Genomic DNA, 16,933 nt, shown 5'->3' with positions numbered 1-16,933 from the left:
CGCTCACAGGGCGATCCCCTTTTCATGGCAGTGGAAGCGCGCGGCCGAGATCATCTTCGGGGGCAGGCCCGGCGTCTCGACCAGCGTCTTGGGATCCCAGATTTCGATATAGTCGAACGTGCCCCAGAAGAAGGCGTGGCCCGCGATCCCGGCATGGAAGCGCGGAAAGCCCGGCATGATGAAGCGGCCCGATCCGTCGAACGGCACCGCCTCGCCATTCGCCAGGTCGCGCTTGATGTTATAGTCGATACGGCCGTCGGGCCCGCGCGACATCTCGGTCCGCGCGTCCAGCTCCTTCTTCAGCACGGCAACATAACCCGGGTCATAGGCGATCAGACAGCGCTCGGTTTCGTGGACCGCGATGATGATGGTCCCGCCATCCTTTCCGTCGGGGCGCGGCGCGTTCTGGGCGAGTGTGGAGCGGAGTGCGTTAGGGATGGCAACGCGACCCTTGTCGTCGACAAGGCCAATGCCACTTCCCTGATACAAACCCCTCTCGGACACGCCAACCTCGCGCATGGCGCGCATGCCCCACCGTTTCGAAACCCGACCATCGCCGCGTTCCGACCATTTCTGGATAACAGTGAGCCTGCCCCTCTGTTGGATATGGGTGTATCGCTAGGCCATGCGGGAGGCAACGGGATTTTTGGGGATAATCGGGGAAATGGTGGTCAAATCCTCGAATATGCGACGAACGGCCGGGCGCCAAAGGGGATCGCGGCTTTTGCCAACTATCGGGGGAGCGGCGGAAATCCGCCAAGAACGCAGCATTTCCCCGATTTTCCCCGGCATTTTCGAGCCCCGCAATCGGATGGGATCTTGATGCGCGTTAACCACGAATATGGAGTCGATCCAGCCCGTTCGGGGTCGTGCAGAGCCATCGACCGCGCGACTCCGGACAAGAATCGCGAGTCAGACTCGGCTTTTCCTACCTCCCCCCTGGACAGCGGAGAGGGTCAGCGAAGCGTGTCGGCTCGTCGGCAAGCGCCGCTTGGGTCAGTAGTTGGGCGAGCCAAAGCGTCGCGCACGCCATCGCGGCCATCGCCCTTCACCAAGCCCCGACCGGGCCTTTGCCTCGGCAAAGACGAGGTCAACGGCGTCCGTATCAGCGCGGCTGTTCGGCGGGTGCCTGGTTATTGACCTGCGCGGGCGCGACGCCGAGTTCGGCGAGCGGCTCGTTGGTGGCGGGGGCGATGCTGTTGGTCATCGACATGTCGGCGACCATGTTCGACTGCGCGGCACCGGCGGCGGCGACCGGCGGCTCGTCGCGGTTGAGCGAGCCGAGAATGGTGCTGGCGATCGCGATCAGCAGGATCACCGAAGCCAGGCCGATCATACCGACTTTCACGCGTTGCATGATATGATGATGGTCGGGTGATTTCATGGATACGACGTCACTATCCTGCGCCCGGCGTCCTGTCGACCTTTAGGACCGAGGGCGGCCGCACCTCACAGCCCCTTCTCGGTTCGCCACGCCGGGTTGTGAAGCGTGGAGAGGTAGCGAAACCCCGTATCGCACAAAATGGTTGCGATACGCTTACCGGGCCCGAGCGTCCGCGCCAATGCGACCGCACCGGCCACGTTGATCCCCGACGACAGGCCCAGGCACAGCCCCTCCTCGCTGAGTAGCCGCTGCACCCAATACCAGCCCTCGGCATCCGAAAGGCGGTACTGGGTATCGATCGGCGCGCCTTCCAGATTGGCGGTGATCCGCCCCTGCCCGATGCCCTCGGCGACCGACGAGCCTTCCGACTTCAATTCGCCATGCGCATAATAATCGTACAGCGCGGCGCCATGCGGATCGCTCAGCGCGATCGTCACCGATTCGTCGTGCGCCTTCAGCCCCAGCCCGACACCCGCCAGCGTACCGCCGGTCCCCGCCGCGCAGGTGAAGCCGTCGATCCGTCCGCCCATCTGGTTCCAGATCTCCTCCGCCGTTCCCACGATATGCGCGCGGCGGTTGGCGATATTGTCGAACTGGTTGGCCCAGATCGCATTGTCCGTTTCCTCGGCGATCCGGCGCGAGGTGTGGACGAAGTGACAGGGGCTCGAATAGGGCGCGGCAGGCACCAGGACCAGTTCGGCCCCCAGTGCACGCAACGTGTCCATCTTCTCGCGGCTCTGGGTCTCGGGCATCACGATGATCGTGCGGTAGCCCTTGGCATTGGCGACCAGCGCCAGCCCGATGCCGGTATTGCCCGCCGTCCCTTCGACGATGGTGCCGCCCGGGCGAAGCTGTCCCCGCGCCTCCGCATCCTCGACGATGAACAGCGCGGCGCGATCCTTCACGCTGGCGCCCGGATTGGCGAATTCACACTTACCGAAGATGTCGCAGCCGGTGGCCTCGCTCGGCCCCTTCAGTCGCACGAGCGGGGTGTTGCCGATCAGGGCCAGCGTATCGGGGGTCACGTCCATAGCCGCTAGATGGCGCTTGCCCCGCGACACGGCAAGCCAAGCCTTGCTTGGGGTCGGTCAAGCGCGACGCACAGCGCGCCCGAATCCCGGACATTCGTTGCCGGTCATGCACGTCATGCTTGACGCCGGGTTGCTGCATTTGCGAAGCACCACCTCGCTATGAAAAGCCTCCTCCCCGTCCTGATCGCCGCACCGCTGCTCGCCCTTGCAGCGTGCAATTCCAAGCCCAGCCAGCCCGAGGTCGTCGACACCAATCCCGACCCGATGGCCAACGTCCTCGCCAACCGCGCGCCGATCGAACTTCCGCCTGCGATCAAGGCGGACAAGAGCTTCCGCTGCAAGGACAACAGCCTCGTCTTCGTCACCTTCTTCCAGGGCGACAAGCAGGCCAATGTCCGCCTGAAGGAAGGCGAGACCCCCGTCGTGCTCAAGGCGTCCGCCGCTGGCGAGCCCAAGACCGCCGAGGGCGGCTGGAAGCTGACCGGCGACGAGAAGTCGATCACCCTGACCACGCCGAAGAAGGCGGCGCAGAGCTGCCACGTCTGATTGGCGCTATCCGATCCCCCCGTCGGCCGACCGACGATAGGGACTTGATCGAAAGCCGGCCGGCGGAGATATCTCCGTCGGCCTTTTTCGTGGCGTGATATCTGGGAGGTCGGAAATACCGGTGGCCGCGATCGCGATCTACAGCCTGAAGGGCGGCGTCGGAAAGACCAGCATGGCCGTCAATCTCGGCTGGTGCGCCGCCATGCTCGCGGCGCGGCGGACGCTGTTATGGGACCTCGATCCGCAAGCTGCCTCGACATGGCTGCTCGGCGGCGCCGCGCCGGGCGATCAGGCGCAGGCGGTCTTTGCACAGGATATCGCGGTCGACCGCCTGATCCGTCCCACCGCCATTCCCCGACTATCGCTGCTCGGCGCGGACGACTCGCTGCGCGGGCTCGATCTGCTGTTCCACCGGATCGACAAGAAGAAGCGGCTGAGCAAGCTGATCGAACGGCTCGCCGGGTTCGACCGGGTGATTCTCGACTGCCCGCCGGGGCTGACCGAAACCACCGAGCAGATGCTTCGCGCGGTCGACCTGATCGTCGTGCCGGTCGTCCCCTCGGCGCTCGCCACCCGCGCGCTGGAGGTGGTCGACGGTCATGTCCGGGGCCGGGTGCCGATCATGCCGGTGCACGTCATGGCGGACCGCCGCCGCAGGCTCCATGCCGAGGCTCTGGCGGCGCACCCCGACTGGCCGGTCATTCCGATGGCCAGCCTGGTCGAGGCGATGGGCGAACGCCGCGCGCCCATCGGCGGCTTCGCCCCGCGTAGCGCCGCGGCACAGGCCTATGCCCGGTTATGGCAGGCGATCGAACGGCGGCTGGCCAGATCATGAGCCGTCGCGCGGGATCCGGCGCCAATGAGCGGCTGACCCCCCATCTCGTGCTGGGCGCCTATGCCGTCGGGGTGTTCCCGATGGCCGACACGCGCGATACCGAGCATGTCTATTGGGTCGAGCCGCGCAAGCGCGCCGTGCTGCCGCTCGATGCGTTTCATCTGTCCCGCTCGTTACGCAAGACGGTGGCGGGCGACCGGTTCCGGGTGACGGCGGACACCGCGTTCGAATCGATCATCCGGCTGTGCGCCGAAAGCGTGCCCGACCGTCCCGAGACCTGGATCAACTATGCGATCGAGCGCGTCTTCATCGACCTGTTCGACATGGGCTTCGCGCATTCGATCGAATGCTGGGACGGCGACGAGCTGGTCGGCGGCCTCTACGGCCTCAGCCTGGGCCGCGCCTTTTTCGGCGAATCGATGGTCAGCCGCCGGACCGACGCGTCCAAGGTCGCGCTGACCTGGCTGGTCGCCCGGTTGCGCGCCGGGGGCTACAGCCTGCTCGACTGCCAGTTCCAGACCCCGCATCTGTCGACCATGGGCGCGGTCGAGATCGGGCGGGACGATTATGTCGCGCTGTTGTCCGATGCATTGGCCGGGGTCGTCGCGCCGGGGGCGTCGGGCTCGGGTGCCTCCGCGCCGGGCGACTTCGCCGCGCTCGACCGCTTGGGCGCGGCGCCCGGCGTCGCCGCCGGGACGGTGTCGGGGCCGGTCTCTGGCCAGGACATCGTGCAGCTCTTGGCCCAGACGTCGTAGACCGGGTGCTGGACGACGTTGAGCGCCGGACGCTCCTTGTAGAGCCAGCCCGAAAAGGCGCGCTGCCACCGCTGATCCGCTCCGCGCACGTCGAGCTGGACGAACGCGCCGGTCAGTTGCTCGGGCTCCCAGGAGGCGGTCTTCTCACAGGCGCGCAGGCGGACGACGACGTCGCCGACCCGAATCGCCTGACCGGGCTTCAGCGTCAGGTCACGCGCGACGCCGTTGCGCTTGTTGAGCAGGCCGACGACCGCGACGCGCTGCGCCATCGGCGTCCCGCCGCTCGGAAGCGCCATCTGACCCGCATCGACCGACTCGATACCCGAACCGCCGCCGGGACGGTCGGGCAGGATCTGGCTGACCGCCGATTCGTCTCCGGCGGACGCGTCCTTATGGGTCAGCGACTGGTAACCGAACCAGCCCCCGACCCCCAGTGCGGCGGCCAGCACGGCACCGGCCAGCCAGCGAGCGGTCTTCACCCCTCGGGCGTCCAGGCTTCATAGTCGCCGGTCGCGGCGGCACGCTGCCCACCCTTTTCGAGCGCGCCCGACGGGCGATAGGCCATGGCGGTGCCGGTCATGTTGGGCAAGGCGGGCTTCTGCCAGGCGCGACGCGGCGGCAGCGAGCGGTCGGGCACGTCCTCGACCTGATGATGCAGCCAGCTGAACCATTCCGCCGGAACCCGGCTGGCATCGTTCGGACCGTTATAGATCACCCAGCGGCGCGGACGACCGGCGGTATCGCGACCGCCCTCATAATAGACGTTGCCGTGCGCATCCTCGCCCACCTGCGCCTTGCCGCGCAGACCGAACCAGGTGCCGATGGTGGCGCCGTTCCACCAGGTGAAGGGATTGAGGTTGATGCCCATGACGCGCCGTGTAGCCCGCCTCTCGCCGCCCTTCAACCGCGTTCGCATCCGGCGCGGGAATAGGGGGCTTTGCCGGGAGAGTCGGCCTCGGTGAGACACCGCGCCCTCCCCCAGCCCCTCCCGCCTGCGGGAGGGGAGCGGCGTAGGGCGGAGGCTCGCAGGTTCGCGAACGTCATGGCCGAACCGGGACTTGGGTGTAAGCCCCTCCTCCCGGCAGGGGGGAGGGGTTTGGGGTGGGGGCTCCGCCACGGGCGATCGTCTCGGTGAGACACCCCCCCTCCCCCAACCCCTCCCGCCTGCGGGAGGGGAGCGGCGCAGGGGCGGAGGCTCGCAGGTTCGCGAACGTTATCGCCGAACCGGGACTCGGGCGTAAGCCCCTCCTCCCGGCAGGGGGGAGGGGTTTGGGGTGGGGGCTCCGCCACGGGCGGATCGTCTCGGTGAGACACCCCGCCCTCCCCCAACCCCTCCCGCCTGCGGGAGGGGAGCGATCTAGGCTCAGACCTTACCCTTGCGGGAAGGGAGCGGCCCGGGGTCAGGCCATCCCCTCCGCCGCGATCGGCTCAGCGCGGCCAGGAGACGGAGTCGCCCTCCGAAATGCCCAGTTCCGCCGCGCGACCTCCGACCAGTTCCAGCACGGCGGCCACCGGCTCGCCCGAGGGGATCTTGCCCTCGCTGAACGGCGGGGTGTTCTCCGCGATGCGCGCGATCGAGCCGTCCGCGCGGATGAAGAGGATGTCGAGCGAGGTCGGCGTGTTCTTCATCCAGAATTCGGCCACACGCGGGCCGCCGCCCTCGGGCGGGTAGGGCGCGAACAACATGCCGCCGTCGGGCTTCAGGTCGGTCCGGTACATCAGCCCCTGCGCCTGTTCGGCGGTGGTGCGCGCAGGTTCGACGTGGAAGACGTGCTTGCCCTGCGCGGTAGTCACGGTCACCGGCACGGTCGCGACCTTCCGCCCATCCAGCGTGGTGGGAGCCCCCGTCGCGGACGACGACGTATCCGAGGCCGGTTTGGAACAGCCTGCAAGTCCGACGCCAGCCAGCAGGAGCGTCAACGCCAGGGCGCCGAGCCGCATCACCCCGGTCATGCTGCGTCTCGTTCCGACACGACGACCGCCAGCGGCCCCTTGGGTCCGTCGACGATCCGCGCGGCGAACGACTGGCCGGGTTCGACATCGACGATCCCGCCACGCCGCAGCGTCTCCATGTGCACGAAGATATCGGCGCCATCACGGTCGCGCAGCAGAAAGCCATAGCCTTTGAGCCGGTTGAACCATTTGACCACGACCCCCTCGGGCGCCCCGGCTTCCTCGACCAGTGCGACCGGATCGACGCGGTCAGCGGCGCGGGGGCGCTTCGCCTGTTCGGGCACGGCATGGCTGAGGTCGATCGCGACGACCTGTCGCGCCTGATAGCCCCGGCCGCCGCGCACCGCCAGCACCTCGACCCTCGCCCCCTCGGGCAGGCTCCGGCGGCCATGCGGCTGCAACACGGTGAAGTGCACCAGCACGTCACCATAAAGCGGATCGTCCGCCACGACGAAGCCGAAACCCCGCGTCACGTCGAACCATTTGACGACCCCCGCCAGCCCTACGGCCGTTTCCGCCGTCTCGCCGTCGATGCCGCCCCCGTTGATTGGCGTTTCATCCAGCATCATCGCACCCTTGTCGCTATTGCTAGCACCATTGTTCGCGCCTGCAATGCGAAGCGGTCACTTTTGCTGGTCCGGAGTGGGACGGAACCCGCCGCCCATCCCTTGCGGCACGGCCGATCCTGTTCTGGATCAATAACAATCCTCGTCGATCGTATCGCCGGGCGCGGCGGTGACGATCCGGCGCGACAGGGCCGTTCCGTGGCCCGCCCGCATCATCGCGGCGAAATGCTTCTCCCGCAGCGCACGATCCGCCGTGCCGTCGCCGAAGGGACCGATTCGCTTGCGCCGGGCGAAGGCCAGCGCCGCGTCGCGTGCCGCCTCGGCGAGTTGCGGGGCGATCGCCTCATGATCCTCCACGCCGACCCGCGCCGCCTGCAACGCCTGGCGCACCCGCCGCGCGCCCAGCCCGCGCCGCGCCAGCGATGCCGCCTTGGCCTCGGCATAGGCGCGGTCGTCGATATAGCCCAGCGCCACCATCCGCGCCGCCAGCTCCGTGGGGGACGCCGGATCCGCCTCCGCCCACCCCCTTTCGCGGAGCTTGCGGTTCAAATAATCGACGAGCTTCCCCTCGGTCGTCGCAAACCGCTCGACATAGCGTAGCGCGAGATGCTCCAGAGATCGGCCATCGAGTGGCTTTGGAGGGCGACGTTCGGCGGACACGCCTTGTTTGTGCCACACTGACACCGGATTTAGAACGCGGGAAGCCGCTAATGCGGGCTGAAAAGATTCAATCGTCCTCGCCGCGAATGGAGCGGGGGCGCAAAAGCATAAGGGACCAAGGCAAGGCCATGACGATCGAGCACCATCAGGACGACGCGCGCGCCATTATCGCGACGCCGACCGAGGATGCGCGCCCACGCCGCTTCGCCGATTTCGATACGCTGGGCGAGGCGCTGGACTATGCCGCCTCGGGCGCTCGCGGTTTGAACTTCCATGACGCGCGCGGGGTCCTCAACCGTGCCTATCCCTTCGCCGAGCTTCGCGAGGACGCGCTGGCCTGCGCCCGCCGCCTGATCGCCGCGGGCGTCCTGCCCGAGGAGCGGATCGCCCTCGTCGCGGAAACGGGGCCGGAATTCGCCGCGCTCTTCTTCGGCGTGGTCTATGCGGGCGCCTGGCCGGTGCCGTTGCCGCTGCCGACCTCGTTCGGCGGGCGTGACAGCTATATCGAGCAGTTGCGGGTCCAGCTTGCGAGCTGCGATCCCAAGATGCTGATTTTCCCGCCGGAGCTGGCGCAGATGGCGGGCGCCGCTGCCGAGGCGGCGGGCGTCGAGGGGATCGACTGGACGAGCTTCGCCACGCGTCCGGCGCCCGAGGCGGAGCTGCCCAAGGCGGATCCGGAAGCCATCGCCTATCTGCAATATTCCAGCGGTTCGACGCGTTTCCCGCATGGCGTGGCGATCACCCACCATGCGTTGCTCAACAATCTGGCGGCGCACAGCCATGGCATGAAGGTTCAGCAGAGCGACCGCTGCATCTCGTGGCTGCCCTGGTATCACGACATGGGTCTGGTCGGCTGCTTCCTGTCGCCGATCGCCAACCAGGTTTCGACCGATTACCTCAAGACCGAGGATTTCGCGCGCCGTCCGCTCGCCTGGCTCGACATGATCAGCCGCAACCAGGGCACCTCGATCAGCTATTCGCCGACCTTCGGCTATGACATCTGCGCGCGTCGCATCTCGTCGCAGACCAAGGCGTCGGACCGGTTCGACCTGTCGCGCTGGCGGCTGGCGGGCAATGGCGCGGACATGATCCGCCCCGATGTGATGCAGTCCTTCGTCGACGCCTTCGCCGATGCGGGCTTCCAGGCGACGGCGTTCCTGCCATCCTATGGCCTGGCCGAGGCGACGCTGGCCGTGTCGATCATGCCGCCGGGCGAGGGCATCCGCGTCGAGCTGGTCGAGGAAACCCAGCTGTCGGGCGGCGCGCGCGGTGCAGACCGGCCGCAGCGGTTCCGCGCCATCGTCAATTGCGGCAAGCCCGCGCGCGACATGACCATCGAGATCCGCGAAGAGGACGGCACGCCCCTGCCCGACGGCGCGATCGGCAAGGTCTGGTGCAAGGGCCCGTCGGTGATGGTCGGCTATTTCCGCGATCCAGAAGCGACCGCCGCCTGCCTGGTCGATGGCTGGCTCGATACGGGCGACATGGGCTATATGTCCAAGGGATATATCTACATCGTCGGCCGCGCCAAGGACATGATCATCGTCAACGGCCGCAACCACTGGCCGCAGGATATCGAATGGGCGGTCGAGCAGCTGCCCGGCTTCAAGGCGGGCGACATCGCCGCCTTCGCCATCACCACGCCGGGCGGCGAGGAAACCCCCGCCGTGCTGGTCCAGTGCCGCAGTTCGGACGACGAGGAGCGGCTGCGGCTGCGCGACGAGATCCGCGAGCGCGTGCGCGCGGTGACGGGCATGAACTGCGTCATCGAACTGATCCCGCCGCGCACCCTGCCCCGCACCAGCTCGGGCAAGCTGAGCCGTGCCAAGGCGCGCAACCTGTACCTGGCAGGCGAGATCAAGCCCTACGACGTCGCGGCGTGATCCGGGGTTGAAGATTGGAGGAAGGGGCTCGGTCGAAAGGCCGGGCCCTTTTCTTATTCCCAACCCCTGGACTCTAGCCCCTGGCGCCCGGCCGTTCAGCCTGAGCGAAGTCGAAGGCCACGCTCTAACTTCCCGACAAACGCCACCACCCCGGCGAAAGCCGGGGTCCAGTTTGGGCGGTTGCCGCGCCTGCCGGGCACACTGGGGAGGTACTGGACCCCGGCTTTCGCCGGGTGGTACGGGTATGGGGAGGCGGACTCCCATTGCCTTCGACTTCGCTCAGGCTGAACGGAACGGAAGGTGCGCGCCCCTCAATCCTTCAACGGATCATGCCCCCAGTTCATCAGCGAGTAGCGCCAGGGCGAATGCTCGGCATCCTTGTCGGGGCCGCCCTGCTTCAGGTGCCGATGCACATAGCCGACGACCTTCTTCATATGCGCATAGTCGTCGTCGGTCAGATCGGCCTTCTTCTTGCGCTTGATCGCGACGATCCTGCGGCCGGACTCATGCCCGACGCTCTCATCGGAGCCCCCCTTTTTCTGGCCCACCTCCTTCGACTCGGCGGTGTCGAGGAATGTCTCCAGCTCGGCGGGCGCCATGTTCACCGCCTCCTGGAAGTCGGTGTAAACCTCGTCGTGATCGTCGGCCATCAGCGGCTCCTTTCGCGGGTGTTCAACGCCGCCCGCCGCATTTGGGGTTCAGCCGAGCATCCCCTCATAGCTTTGCGGCGGCAGCGGCAGGGTCGCGCGGGCGATGCCGCCGATCAGCAGCACCAGGATCAGCGCGCCGAGCGTCGTCAGCACGATCCGCCTGTCGCCCAGCCAGGGCTTGGCGAGGATCAGGCCGAGCGCGCAGGCGACCACCGGCCAGAGATGGTAGCGAAAATCGGACGCGACGCTGATCACCAGGAAACTCGCCTCCAGCCCCAGCGCCGAGCCAAACAGCGCCCCCGCCAGTCCGCGTCCCCGCGTCACCGCCAGCCCCCCGGCGGCCAGAACCATCCAGACGATCGGCCACATCACCGGCAGATCGACCCATTTTCCCGCCATATGCTGCCACGTCACCGCGACCCGCCCCGGCTGGCCCAGGCCGAGATCATTGGGTTCGCTGGCTTCGGGCGGATTGGCGTTGGGCCAGCGTGCCGGCACCCAGAGCCGCCAGGTCGAATTGAGATGCGCCAGCCGCTGCGCCGCATAGGCGACCGGATGACGCAGGATGGCGGGGCCGAGCCGCGCGTAGATCATCCCCGGCGGCGTGGTTTCGAACCGCCGCAGCAATGTCCCGCACCGTGTCGGTTCGCCCAACGGATCCCAGAAGAAGGGGCGGACGCACGCCTTCGCGCGGATCCCCGCCACCTCGGTCGGGGACAGGCCCAGCCGCGGATCATAGGGCACGCGCGCCGCGATTCCGGCGAGATCGTACAGCGCCTGGCTGCGCGCCACGCCGCTGGGCGATGCGGCGAGCAGCCGATGATTGACGATCGGGGCGAGCGCCAGCGTCGTGATCGTCAGCACCACGGTGAGTATGATCCGGCGCGACCATCGCTCCGCCACCAGCATCGCCACCAGGGGGGCGATCGCAAAGATCGCATTGGCGCGGACCAGCGCGGCATAGCTGAGCAGCAGCGCGACGACCGCCCAGCCGCCACGCGGCACCGACCGCTCGCGCAATCGCCACCAGCCGACCAACCCGACCGCTGCCAGCGTCGCGCCGGTCATCTGCGCGTCCTTCAGCACGGTCGCCTGCCAGCCAAGCCAGGGCGGGACCAGCCCCACGGCCAGGATCGCCAATGCCGCGCGCGGCCGCCGATCGACGATACCCATCGCCAGCGCCCCCAGCCCCAGCCACCAGGCCGCCAGTTGAAGGACGAGCATCGGCATGGCGCCGCTTCGCCCGAACACCGACCAGAGCCGCGCCATGACTGGCGGGTGCCAGTCGTCATATTGCCCGCTCAACGCCTGGGCATATTGGCCGAGGCTGTCATATTCCACATAGCCGGGCGCGAAGACGATCACGCTCAGCCCGAACAGGATGAGTGCGGCGACGAATATGCGCAGGCGGTGGGAAAGGGCTCGGGTCATGGCTCGCGGATCAGGCTGTGGCGGATCGAGCGATGCGGCCAAACCCATCCGTTTCGCAAGCGGAATGCGTCGGGACTCTGGTGGCCCCGGTTAGGCGTGGGAATGCGCAACGAAAAAGGGGCCCGCCACCGCGAGCCCCTTTCCATTTTTCGAAGCGTGAAACCCGATCAGATGTGGATCGCCCGGCCATAAGCGGCCAGCACCGACTCATGCATCGATTCCGAGATGGTCGGGTGCGCGAACACCGTTTCCATCAGTTCGGCTTCGGTCGTCTCGAGCTGGCGGGCGACGACATAGCCCTGGATCATCTCGGTCACTTCCGCGCCGACCATGTGCGCGCCCAGCAGCTCGCCCGTCTTGGCGTCGAACACCGTCTTCACGAAGCCCTCGGCCTCGCCAAGCGCGATCGCCTTGCCGTTGCCGATGAAGGGGAACTTGCCCACCTTCACGCTGTAGCCCGCTTCCTTGGCCTTCGCCTCGGTCAGGCCGACGCTGGCGACCTGCGGGCGCGAATAGGTGCAGCCCGGGATATTGCCCTTGTCCATCGCGTGCGGGTGGACATCCTTGTTGCCCAGCGCCTGCGCGATGGCCTCGGCGGCGATCACGCCCTCATGGCTCGCCTTGTGCGCCAGCCACGGCGCGCCGGTCACGTCGCCGATCGCCCAGATGCCATCGACGTTCGTGCGGCCATAGCCGTCGGTCTTGATGTGGCCGCGATCGGTTTCGATGCCCAGCTTGTCCAGCCCGATATTCTCGGTGTTGGGGACGATGCCGATGGCGACGATCGCATGGCTGAACTCGGCGGTCTCGACCTTGCCGTCGGGGCCCTTCATCGCGGCCTTCACGCCCGATGGCGTGGCTTCCAGCTTTTCCAGGCCGGTCTTGGTCTTGATCGTCATGCCGAACTTGGTGAGCTGCTTGGTCATGAACTCGCTGACTTCGGCGTCCTCGACCGGCATGATCCGGTCGAGCATCTCGACGATGGTCACTTCCGCGCCCATGTCGTTGTAGAAGCTGGCGAACTCCACGCCGATCGCGCCCGATCCGATGACCAGCAGCTTGGTCGGCATGGCGGGCGGGACCATCGCGTGGCGATAGGTCCAGATCCGCTCGCCGTCCGCCTTGGCGAAGGGCAGGTCGCGCGCCCGGGCGCCGGTGGCGACGATGATGTGCTTGGCGGCCAGCTCGGTGGTCTTGTCGCCCTGGACGACCGACAGCTTGCCCTTTCCGGTGATCGTGCCGACGCCCTCATGGACGGCGACCTTGTTCTTCTTCATCAGGCCCTTGACGCCCGCGTTGAGCTGGCCCGCCACCTTGCGGCTGCGATCGACCACCTTGTCGAGGCTGAACGAGGGCTTCTCGACCGAAAGCCCGTACTGCGCGGCATGGGTCATGTAGTGATAGACCTCGGCCGAGCGCAGCAGCGCCTTGGTCGGAATACAGCCCCAGTTGAGGCAGATTCCGCCCAGCCGCTCGCGCTCGACGATCGCGACCTTGAGGCCAAGCTGGCTCGCGCGGATCGCCGCGACATAGCCGCCGGGGCCGGAGCCGAGGACGATAAGGTCGTAAGTGTCAGCCACTTTGCTCTTCCTTCTGAACGCGCGCCTTGGCGGTGCGTGGGGTTCGCCCCCAGATAAATGTCAGTCTTGTGCCGGAGCCATCGGCGGAACGGTACGCGGCTTGAGGTCCTTGTCGGTTCCGACGAAGACGAAGCGCGCCTGGGTCACCTTGGTCGCGTCCTCGACGTGCCGGGCGCGGCGCCAGGCCTCGACCTCGATGGTCATGGAGGTGTTGCCGACATGGACGAGGCGCGCATAGACCGACACCTCGTCGCCGACGAGCACGGGGGCGTGGAACTTCATCCCCTCCGCCGCGATCGTCACCGCGCGACCGCCCGAGTGGCGCGACGCCACCGAACCCGCCGCCAGGTCCATCTGGCCCATCAGCCAGCCGCCGAAGATGTCGCCATAGGGATTGGCGTCGGACGGCATCGCCGTGACGCGGATCGTCGGGTCGAGATCGGGCAGCGTGCTCATTGTTCCGAATGCCTCCGTGCCATGCGGTCGGCGATGCGTGCGCGGTGGACCGGGCCGATGCCCATCGCCACCGTCGCGAGCATCGCCCCCGCCCCGCACCAGAAGATCTCGGTGCGGGCCAGCGGATAGGCCCATGCCGCGAGCCAGGTCAGGTCGAACGCCGCGAACAGCCCGAGGGCGATATAGAACAGCTCGGTCCGAACCCGCATGACGCCGCCCCGGCCGAGATCAGGCCAGCATGGCGAGCGGACGCTCGACCAGCTCCTTGAACACCTTCATCAGCTCGGCGCCATCGGCCCCGTCGATGGCGCGGTGATCGAAGCTGCCCGTCGCCGACATGACGGTCGCCACGCCAAGCTGGTCGTCGACGATGTACGGACGCTTCTCGCCCGCGCCGATCGCCAGGATCATGCCCTGCGGCGGGTTGATGACCGCCTCGAACTGCTTGATGCCGAACATGCCCATGTTCGAGATCGAGGCGGTGCCGCCCTGGAATTCATGCGGCTGCAGCTTGTTGTCGCGGGCGCGGGTCGCGAGGTCCTTCATCGTGGTCGAGATGGACGACAGCGAACGCGTATCCGCCTCCGACACGATCGGGGTGATCAGGCCGGCCGGGGTCGACACCGCGACCGAGATGTCGGCGCGCTTGAAGCTGATGAGCTGATCCGGCGTGAACATGACGTTGCACTTCGGGACCGCCATCAACGCGACGCCCAGCGCCTTGATGAGCATGTCGTTGACCGACAGCTTGACGCCGCGCGATTCGAGACCGGCGTTCAATTCGCCACGCAGCTTGAGCAGCGCGTCGAGGCGGATGTCCACCGTCAGATAGATGTGCGGCACCTGCTGCTTCGACTCGGTCAGGCGACGCGCGATCGTCTTGCGCATGTTGGACAGCTTGGACGCTTCGTGCGGGATATCCGGCACCTGCGCGGGCTTGGGCGCGGCGGACGGGGCCGAAGGGGCCTCCGACGACGAAGCGGCGGCGGCGGGAGCGGCCTTGGCCTGACCCGGCTGCGCGTTCTCGACGTCCGCCTTGACGATCCGGCCATTCGGACCCGAGCCGGTCAGCCCCGCGAGGTCGAGACCCTTTTGCGACGCGATGCGGCGCGCCAGCGGGCTGGCGATCGCGCGGCCGTTGCCGACGCTGGAACCGCCCTGCTTGCCCGAATCGACGGGCTTGCCGTGATCCTCGGCCTGGCTGAGCGTGCGCTCGACCGGCTTGGCCTCGCTGCCCGTCTTGTTGGGATCGGTGGGGTCGGTCGGCATCGGGTTGGCCGGGGCCGGGGTTTCCGACTTGGTGGGCGCCTGGACCGACGACGCATCCTCGCCCTCTTCGGCCAGGATCGCGATGACGGTGCCGACCTTCACATTGTCGGACCCCTCGGATACCAGGATCTTGGCGATGACGCCTTCGTCCACCGCCTCGAACTCCATCGTCGCCTTGTCGGTTTCGATCTCGGCCATGATATCGCCGGACTTCACCGTGTCCCCTTCCTTCACCAGCCATTTGGCCAGCGTGCCTTCCTCCATGGTCGGCGACAGCGCGGGCATCTTGATCTCGATCGACATGGAGGTCCTCTCGGGGCAAACCAATTCCGTAGCGGCCCGTCTCTTGCGCCCGAATTGCGCTCGGTCAAGTCATGGCCTTGCATGAAATACTATGTAACGGCATCGGTTGGAGACAATTAGGGGGTCGGCATGCGTATCTATCTGGTCGTGATCGACGATAGCCCGGAATCGAGAATCGCGCTTCGCTTCGCCGCACGACGCGCGGTAAAGACCGGCGGCGGGGTCGAAATCCTCACCGTCCTGCCGCCGCAGGAGTTCATCGCGTTCGGCGGGGTCCAGGCGACGATCGAGGACGAAGCCCGGCAACAGGCCGAAGCGCTGCTCGCCAGCGCGGCCGGGACGATCATCGACGAATCGGGCCTGCGTCCGTCGATCACGGTGCGCGACGGCGACGGGCCCAGGGTGATCCGGGACATGATCGCCTCCAATCCCGACATCGCGGCGCTGGTCCTCGGTGCGGCGGCAAGCGGCGCGCCGGGGCAGCTGGTCACGCATTTCTCCGGCACCGATGCGGGCGCGCTGCCGGTGCCGGTGATGATCATTCCCGGATCGCTGACGCCCGAGGCGATCGACCGGTTGAGCTGATCCTCCCCGGCACGGGGAGGATTTACTCCGCCGCCTTGGCCAGATCCTCGAACTCCGCCGCCGCCAGGAAGCGCTCGGCGTCGAGCGCGGCCATGCAGCCGGTGCCCGCCGCCGTCACCGCCTGGCGATAGACCTTGTCCGCCACGTCGCCGCACGCGAAGACACCGGGCACGCTGGTGCGGGTCGAGCCCGTCTCGACCGCGATATAGCCGTCCGAGTCGAGCTCCAGATGACCCCGGAACAGCTCGGTCGCCGGATGGTGGCCGATCGCGACGAAGCCGCCCTCCACATCCAGGCGGCTATGCTCGCCCGTCACCGTGTCGAGCAGGTCGAGCGCGACCAGACCGGCATTGCCGCCGCCGTCGACGAACTCACGAACTTCCTTGTTCCACAGCACCTTGACGTTGGGATGCGCGAACAGGCGCTCCTGCAGGATGCGCTCGGCGCGCAGGCTGTCGCGGCGGTGGATCAGCGTCACGTCGTCCGAATGGTTCGTGAGGTACAGCGCCTCCTCGACCGCGGTATTGCCGCCGCCGATCACCGCGACCTTCTTGCCGCGATAGAAGAAGCCGTCGCAGGTCGCGCAGGCCGACACGCCCTTGCCCTTCATCGCATCCTCGCTGTCCAGGCCCAGCCACTTGGCCTGCGCCCCGGTGGCGATGACCAGCACCTCGCCCTCGTACACGTCGCCGCCGTCGCCGATCAGACGGAAGGGCCGGTTGGTCAGGTCGACCTCGGTAATCGTGTCCCACATCATCCGCGCACCGACATGCTCGGCCTGCTTCTGCATCTGCTCCATCAGCCAGGGGCCCTGGATGACGTCGGCGAAACCGGGATAATTCTCGACATCCGTCGTGGTGGTGAGCTGCCCGCCCGGCTGGATGCCCTGCACCACGATCGGCTGCATCCCCGCCCGCGCGCCATAGATGGCGGCGGACAGCCCGGCGGGGCCCGAACCGAGGATCAGCATACGGGTGGCGTGGGTGGTCATGGCGTAATCCTGTGAAGCACGTTTGCGCCCTAGATAGTCACACGGGCGACAAAAA

Annotated in this window: 19 protein-coding genes and 1 pseudogene; 5 read left to right on the top strand and 15 right to left on the bottom strand. The window is 67.4% G+C overall.

Translation table 11 applies throughout. The features are described from left to right. Positions 1-3: 3 nt before the first annotated feature. The 3 genes from LRP66_RS05140 to LRP66_RS05130 all read right to left on the bottom strand — a co-directional run bounded on the left by LRP66_RS05140 (position 4) and on the right by LRP66_RS05130 (position 2,415). Positions 4-528 (bottom strand): division/cell wall cluster transcriptional repressor MraZ, encoded by a 525-nt coding sequence (locus LRP66_RS05140; RefSeq protein WP_230481432.1) that lies wholly within the window; start codon positions 526-528, stop codon positions 4-6. A gap of 577 nt (positions 529-1,105) precedes the next feature. After that, entirely contained in the window at positions 1,106-1,357 is a 252-nt protein-coding gene (locus tag LRP66_RS05135) for a hypothetical protein (RefSeq protein ID WP_230481431.1), read from the bottom strand. A gap of 92 nt (positions 1,358-1,449) precedes the next feature. Next, positions 1,450-2,415, bottom strand: a complete 966-nt coding sequence (locus LRP66_RS05130) for a cysteine synthase A (protein ID WP_230481430.1) — start codon at positions 2,413-2,415, stop codon at positions 1,450-1,452. 159 nt (positions 2,416-2,574) lie between these two features. On the opposite strand from LRP66_RS05130, the gene LRP66_RS05125 reads away from it, so the two are divergent. The 3 genes from LRP66_RS05125 to aat all read left to right on the top strand — a co-directional run bounded on the left by LRP66_RS05125 (position 2,575) and on the right by aat (position 4,551). Next, a complete protein-coding gene (locus LRP66_RS05125; RefSeq protein ID WP_230481429.1) occupies positions 2,575-2,961 on the top strand; it encodes a hypothetical protein in 387 nt (128 codons plus the stop codon). 121 nt (positions 2,962-3,082) lie between these two features. Next, positions 3,083-3,796 (top strand): ParA family protein, encoded by a 714-nt coding sequence (locus tag LRP66_RS05120; protein WP_230481428.1) that lies wholly within the window; start codon positions 3,083-3,085, stop codon positions 3,794-3,796. Beyond that, positions 3,793-4,551, top strand: coding sequence for a leucyl/phenylalanyl-tRNA--protein transferase (gene aat / locus LRP66_RS05115; RefSeq protein ID WP_230481427.1), 759 nt, complete (start codon positions 3,793-3,795; stop codon positions 4,549-4,551). The genes LRP66_RS05120 and aat overlap by 4 nt, the downstream gene beginning before the upstream one ends. Before the next feature lie 35 nt (positions 4,552-4,586). Here the strand turns inward: aat and LRP66_RS05110 are convergent. The 5 genes and pseudogenes from LRP66_RS05110 to LRP66_RS05090 all read right to left on the bottom strand — a co-directional run. Further along, positions 4,587-4,820, bottom strand: a pseudogene (locus tag LRP66_RS05110) (DUF2155 domain-containing protein); the annotation flags it as partial. A 206-nt stretch (positions 4,821-5,026) separates the two neighbouring features. Continuing rightward, positions 5,027-5,419, bottom strand: coding sequence for an NADH:ubiquinone oxidoreductase subunit NDUFA12 (locus tag LRP66_RS05105; RefSeq protein WP_230481426.1), 393 nt, complete (start codon positions 5,417-5,419; stop codon positions 5,027-5,029). 560 nt (positions 5,420-5,979) lie between these two features. Beyond that, positions 5,980-6,504 carry a DUF192 domain-containing protein gene (locus tag LRP66_RS05100; protein WP_230481425.1) on the bottom strand — a complete coding sequence of 175 codons (525 nt, stop codon included), beginning with the start codon at positions 6,502-6,504 and terminating at the stop codon, positions 5,980-5,982. After that, the gene (locus tag LRP66_RS05095) at positions 6,501-7,070 is read right to left on the bottom strand and encodes a cold-shock protein (protein ID WP_230481459.1); all 570 of its coding nucleotides are present in this window, start codon (positions 7,068-7,070) and stop codon (positions 6,501-6,503) included. Before LRP66_RS05095 ends, LRP66_RS05100 begins: the two co-directional genes overlap by 4 nt. Positions 7,071-7,199: 129 nt before the next feature. After that, the gene (locus tag LRP66_RS05090; RefSeq protein ID WP_230481424.1) at positions 7,200-7,730 is read right to left on the bottom strand and encodes a regulatory protein RecX; all 531 of its coding nucleotides are present in this window, start codon (positions 7,728-7,730) and stop codon (positions 7,200-7,202) included. Positions 7,731-7,858: 128 nt separating this feature from the next. Here LRP66_RS05090 and LRP66_RS05085 point away from each other — a divergent pair, with 128 nt between their 5' ends. Continuing rightward, positions 7,859-9,613 carry a fatty acyl-AMP ligase gene (locus LRP66_RS05085; RefSeq protein ID WP_230481423.1) on the top strand — a complete coding sequence of 585 codons (1,755 nt, stop codon included), beginning with the start codon at positions 7,859-7,861 and terminating at the stop codon, positions 9,611-9,613. 311 nt (positions 9,614-9,924) lie between these two features. Here the strand turns inward: LRP66_RS05085 and LRP66_RS05080 are convergent, their stop codons facing one another. From LRP66_RS05080 to LRP66_RS05055, 6 genes are all read right to left on the bottom strand, one after another. Continuing rightward, positions 9,925-10,263 (bottom strand): DUF3140 domain-containing protein, encoded by a 339-nt coding sequence (locus LRP66_RS05080; RefSeq protein WP_230481422.1) that lies wholly within the window; start codon positions 10,261-10,263, stop codon positions 9,925-9,927. 48 nt (positions 10,264-10,311) lie between these two features. Continuing rightward, positions 10,312-11,694, bottom strand: a complete 1,383-nt coding sequence (locus LRP66_RS05075; protein ID WP_230481421.1) for a hypothetical protein — start codon at positions 11,692-11,694, stop codon at positions 10,312-10,314. A gap of 167 nt (positions 11,695-11,861) precedes the next feature. Beyond that, positions 11,862-13,274, bottom strand: coding sequence for a dihydrolipoyl dehydrogenase (lpdA, locus tag LRP66_RS05070; RefSeq protein ID WP_230481420.1), 1,413 nt, complete (start codon positions 13,272-13,274; stop codon positions 11,862-11,864). A gap of 60 nt (positions 13,275-13,334) precedes the next feature. Further along, complete coding sequence (locus LRP66_RS05065) at positions 13,335-13,730, bottom strand: acyl-CoA thioesterase (RefSeq protein ID WP_230481419.1); 396 nt, start codon at positions 13,728-13,730, stop codon at positions 13,335-13,337. Next, positions 13,727-13,939, bottom strand: coding sequence for a hypothetical protein (locus tag LRP66_RS05060; protein ID WP_230481418.1), 213 nt, complete (start codon positions 13,937-13,939; stop codon positions 13,727-13,729). Before LRP66_RS05060 ends, LRP66_RS05065 begins: the two co-directional genes overlap by 4 nt. A 19-nt stretch (positions 13,940-13,958) precedes the next feature. After that, complete coding sequence (locus tag LRP66_RS05055; RefSeq protein ID WP_230481417.1) at positions 13,959-15,302, bottom strand: pyruvate dehydrogenase complex dihydrolipoamide acetyltransferase; 1,344 nt, start codon at positions 15,300-15,302, stop codon at positions 13,959-13,961. A gap of 129 nt (positions 15,303-15,431) precedes the next feature. Between LRP66_RS05055 and LRP66_RS05050 the strand changes: the two genes are divergently transcribed. Next, complete coding sequence (locus LRP66_RS05050) at positions 15,432-15,887, top strand: universal stress protein (RefSeq protein ID WP_230481416.1); 456 nt, start codon at positions 15,432-15,434, stop codon at positions 15,885-15,887. A 22-nt stretch (positions 15,888-15,909) separates the two neighbouring features. Here LRP66_RS05050 and trxB read toward each other — a convergent pair whose 3' ends face one another. Further along, on the bottom strand, positions 15,910-16,878 hold the full coding sequence (trxB, locus tag LRP66_RS05045; protein WP_230481415.1) for a thioredoxin-disulfide reductase: 969 nt from the start codon (positions 16,876-16,878) through the stop codon (positions 15,910-15,912). Positions 16,879-16,933: the final 55 nt, after the last annotated feature.

Source organism: Sphingomonas sp. Leaf21, from assembly GCF_916858675.1.
In the GTDB taxonomy this organism is placed as follows: Bacteria; Pseudomonadota; Alphaproteobacteria; order Sphingomonadales; family Sphingomonadaceae; genus Sphingomonas.
This window is presented reverse-complemented; position numbering and strand designations above follow the sequence as displayed.

Bases quoted from the DNA above. Each gene is read 5' to 3' on its own strand.
- LRP66_RS05140 (WP_230481432.1), bottom strand. From the start codon at position 528: ATGCGCGCCATGCGCGAGGTTGGCGTGTCCGAGAGGGGTTTGTATCAG.
- LRP66_RS05135 (WP_230481431.1), bottom strand. From the start codon at position 1,357: ATGCAACGCGTGAAAGTCGGTATGATCGGCCTGGCTTCGGTGATCCTG.
- LRP66_RS05130 (WP_230481430.1), bottom strand. From the start codon at position 2,415: ATGGACGTGACCCCCGATACGCTGGCCCTGATCGGCAACACCCCGCTC.
- LRP66_RS05125 (WP_230481429.1), top strand. From the start codon at position 2,575: ATGAAAAGCCTCCTCCCCGTCCTGATCGCCGCACCGCTGCTCGCCCTT.
- aat (WP_230481427.1), top strand. From the start codon at position 3,793: ATGAGCCGTCGCGCGGGATCCGGCGCCAATGAGCGGCTGACCCCCCAT.
- LRP66_RS05105 (WP_230481426.1), bottom strand. From the start codon at position 5,419: ATGGGCATCAACCTCAATCCCTTCACCTGGTGGAACGGCGCCACCATC.
- LRP66_RS05100 (WP_230481425.1), bottom strand. From the start codon at position 6,504: ATGACCGGGGTGATGCGGCTCGGCGCCCTGGCGTTGACGCTCCTGCTG.
- LRP66_RS05095 (WP_230481459.1), bottom strand. From the start codon at position 7,070: ATGCTGGATGAAACGCCAATCAACGGGGGCGGCATCGACGGCGAGACG.
- LRP66_RS05085 (WP_230481423.1), top strand. From the start codon at position 7,859: ATGACGATCGAGCACCATCAGGACGACGCGCGCGCCATTATCGCGACG.
- LRP66_RS05080 (WP_230481422.1), bottom strand. From the start codon at position 10,263: ATGGCCGACGATCACGACGAGGTTTACACCGACTTCCAGGAGGCGGTG.
- LRP66_RS05075 (WP_230481421.1), bottom strand. From the start codon at position 11,694: ATGACCCGAGCCCTTTCCCACCGCCTGCGCATATTCGTCGCCGCACTC.
- LRP66_RS05065 (WP_230481419.1), bottom strand. From the start codon at position 13,730: ATGAGCACGCTGCCCGATCTCGACCCGACGATCCGCGTCACGGCGATG.
- LRP66_RS05060 (WP_230481418.1), bottom strand. From the start codon at position 13,939: ATGCGGGTTCGGACCGAGCTGTTCTATATCGCCCTCGGGCTGTTCGCG.
- LRP66_RS05055 (WP_230481417.1), bottom strand. From the start codon at position 15,302: ATGTCGATCGAGATCAAGATGCCCGCGCTGTCGCCGACCATGGAGGAA.
- LRP66_RS05050 (WP_230481416.1), top strand. From the start codon at position 15,432: ATGCGTATCTATCTGGTCGTGATCGACGATAGCCCGGAATCGAGAATC.
- trxB (WP_230481415.1), bottom strand. From the start codon at position 16,878: ATGACCACCCACGCCACCCGTATGCTGATCCTCGGTTCGGGCCCCGCC.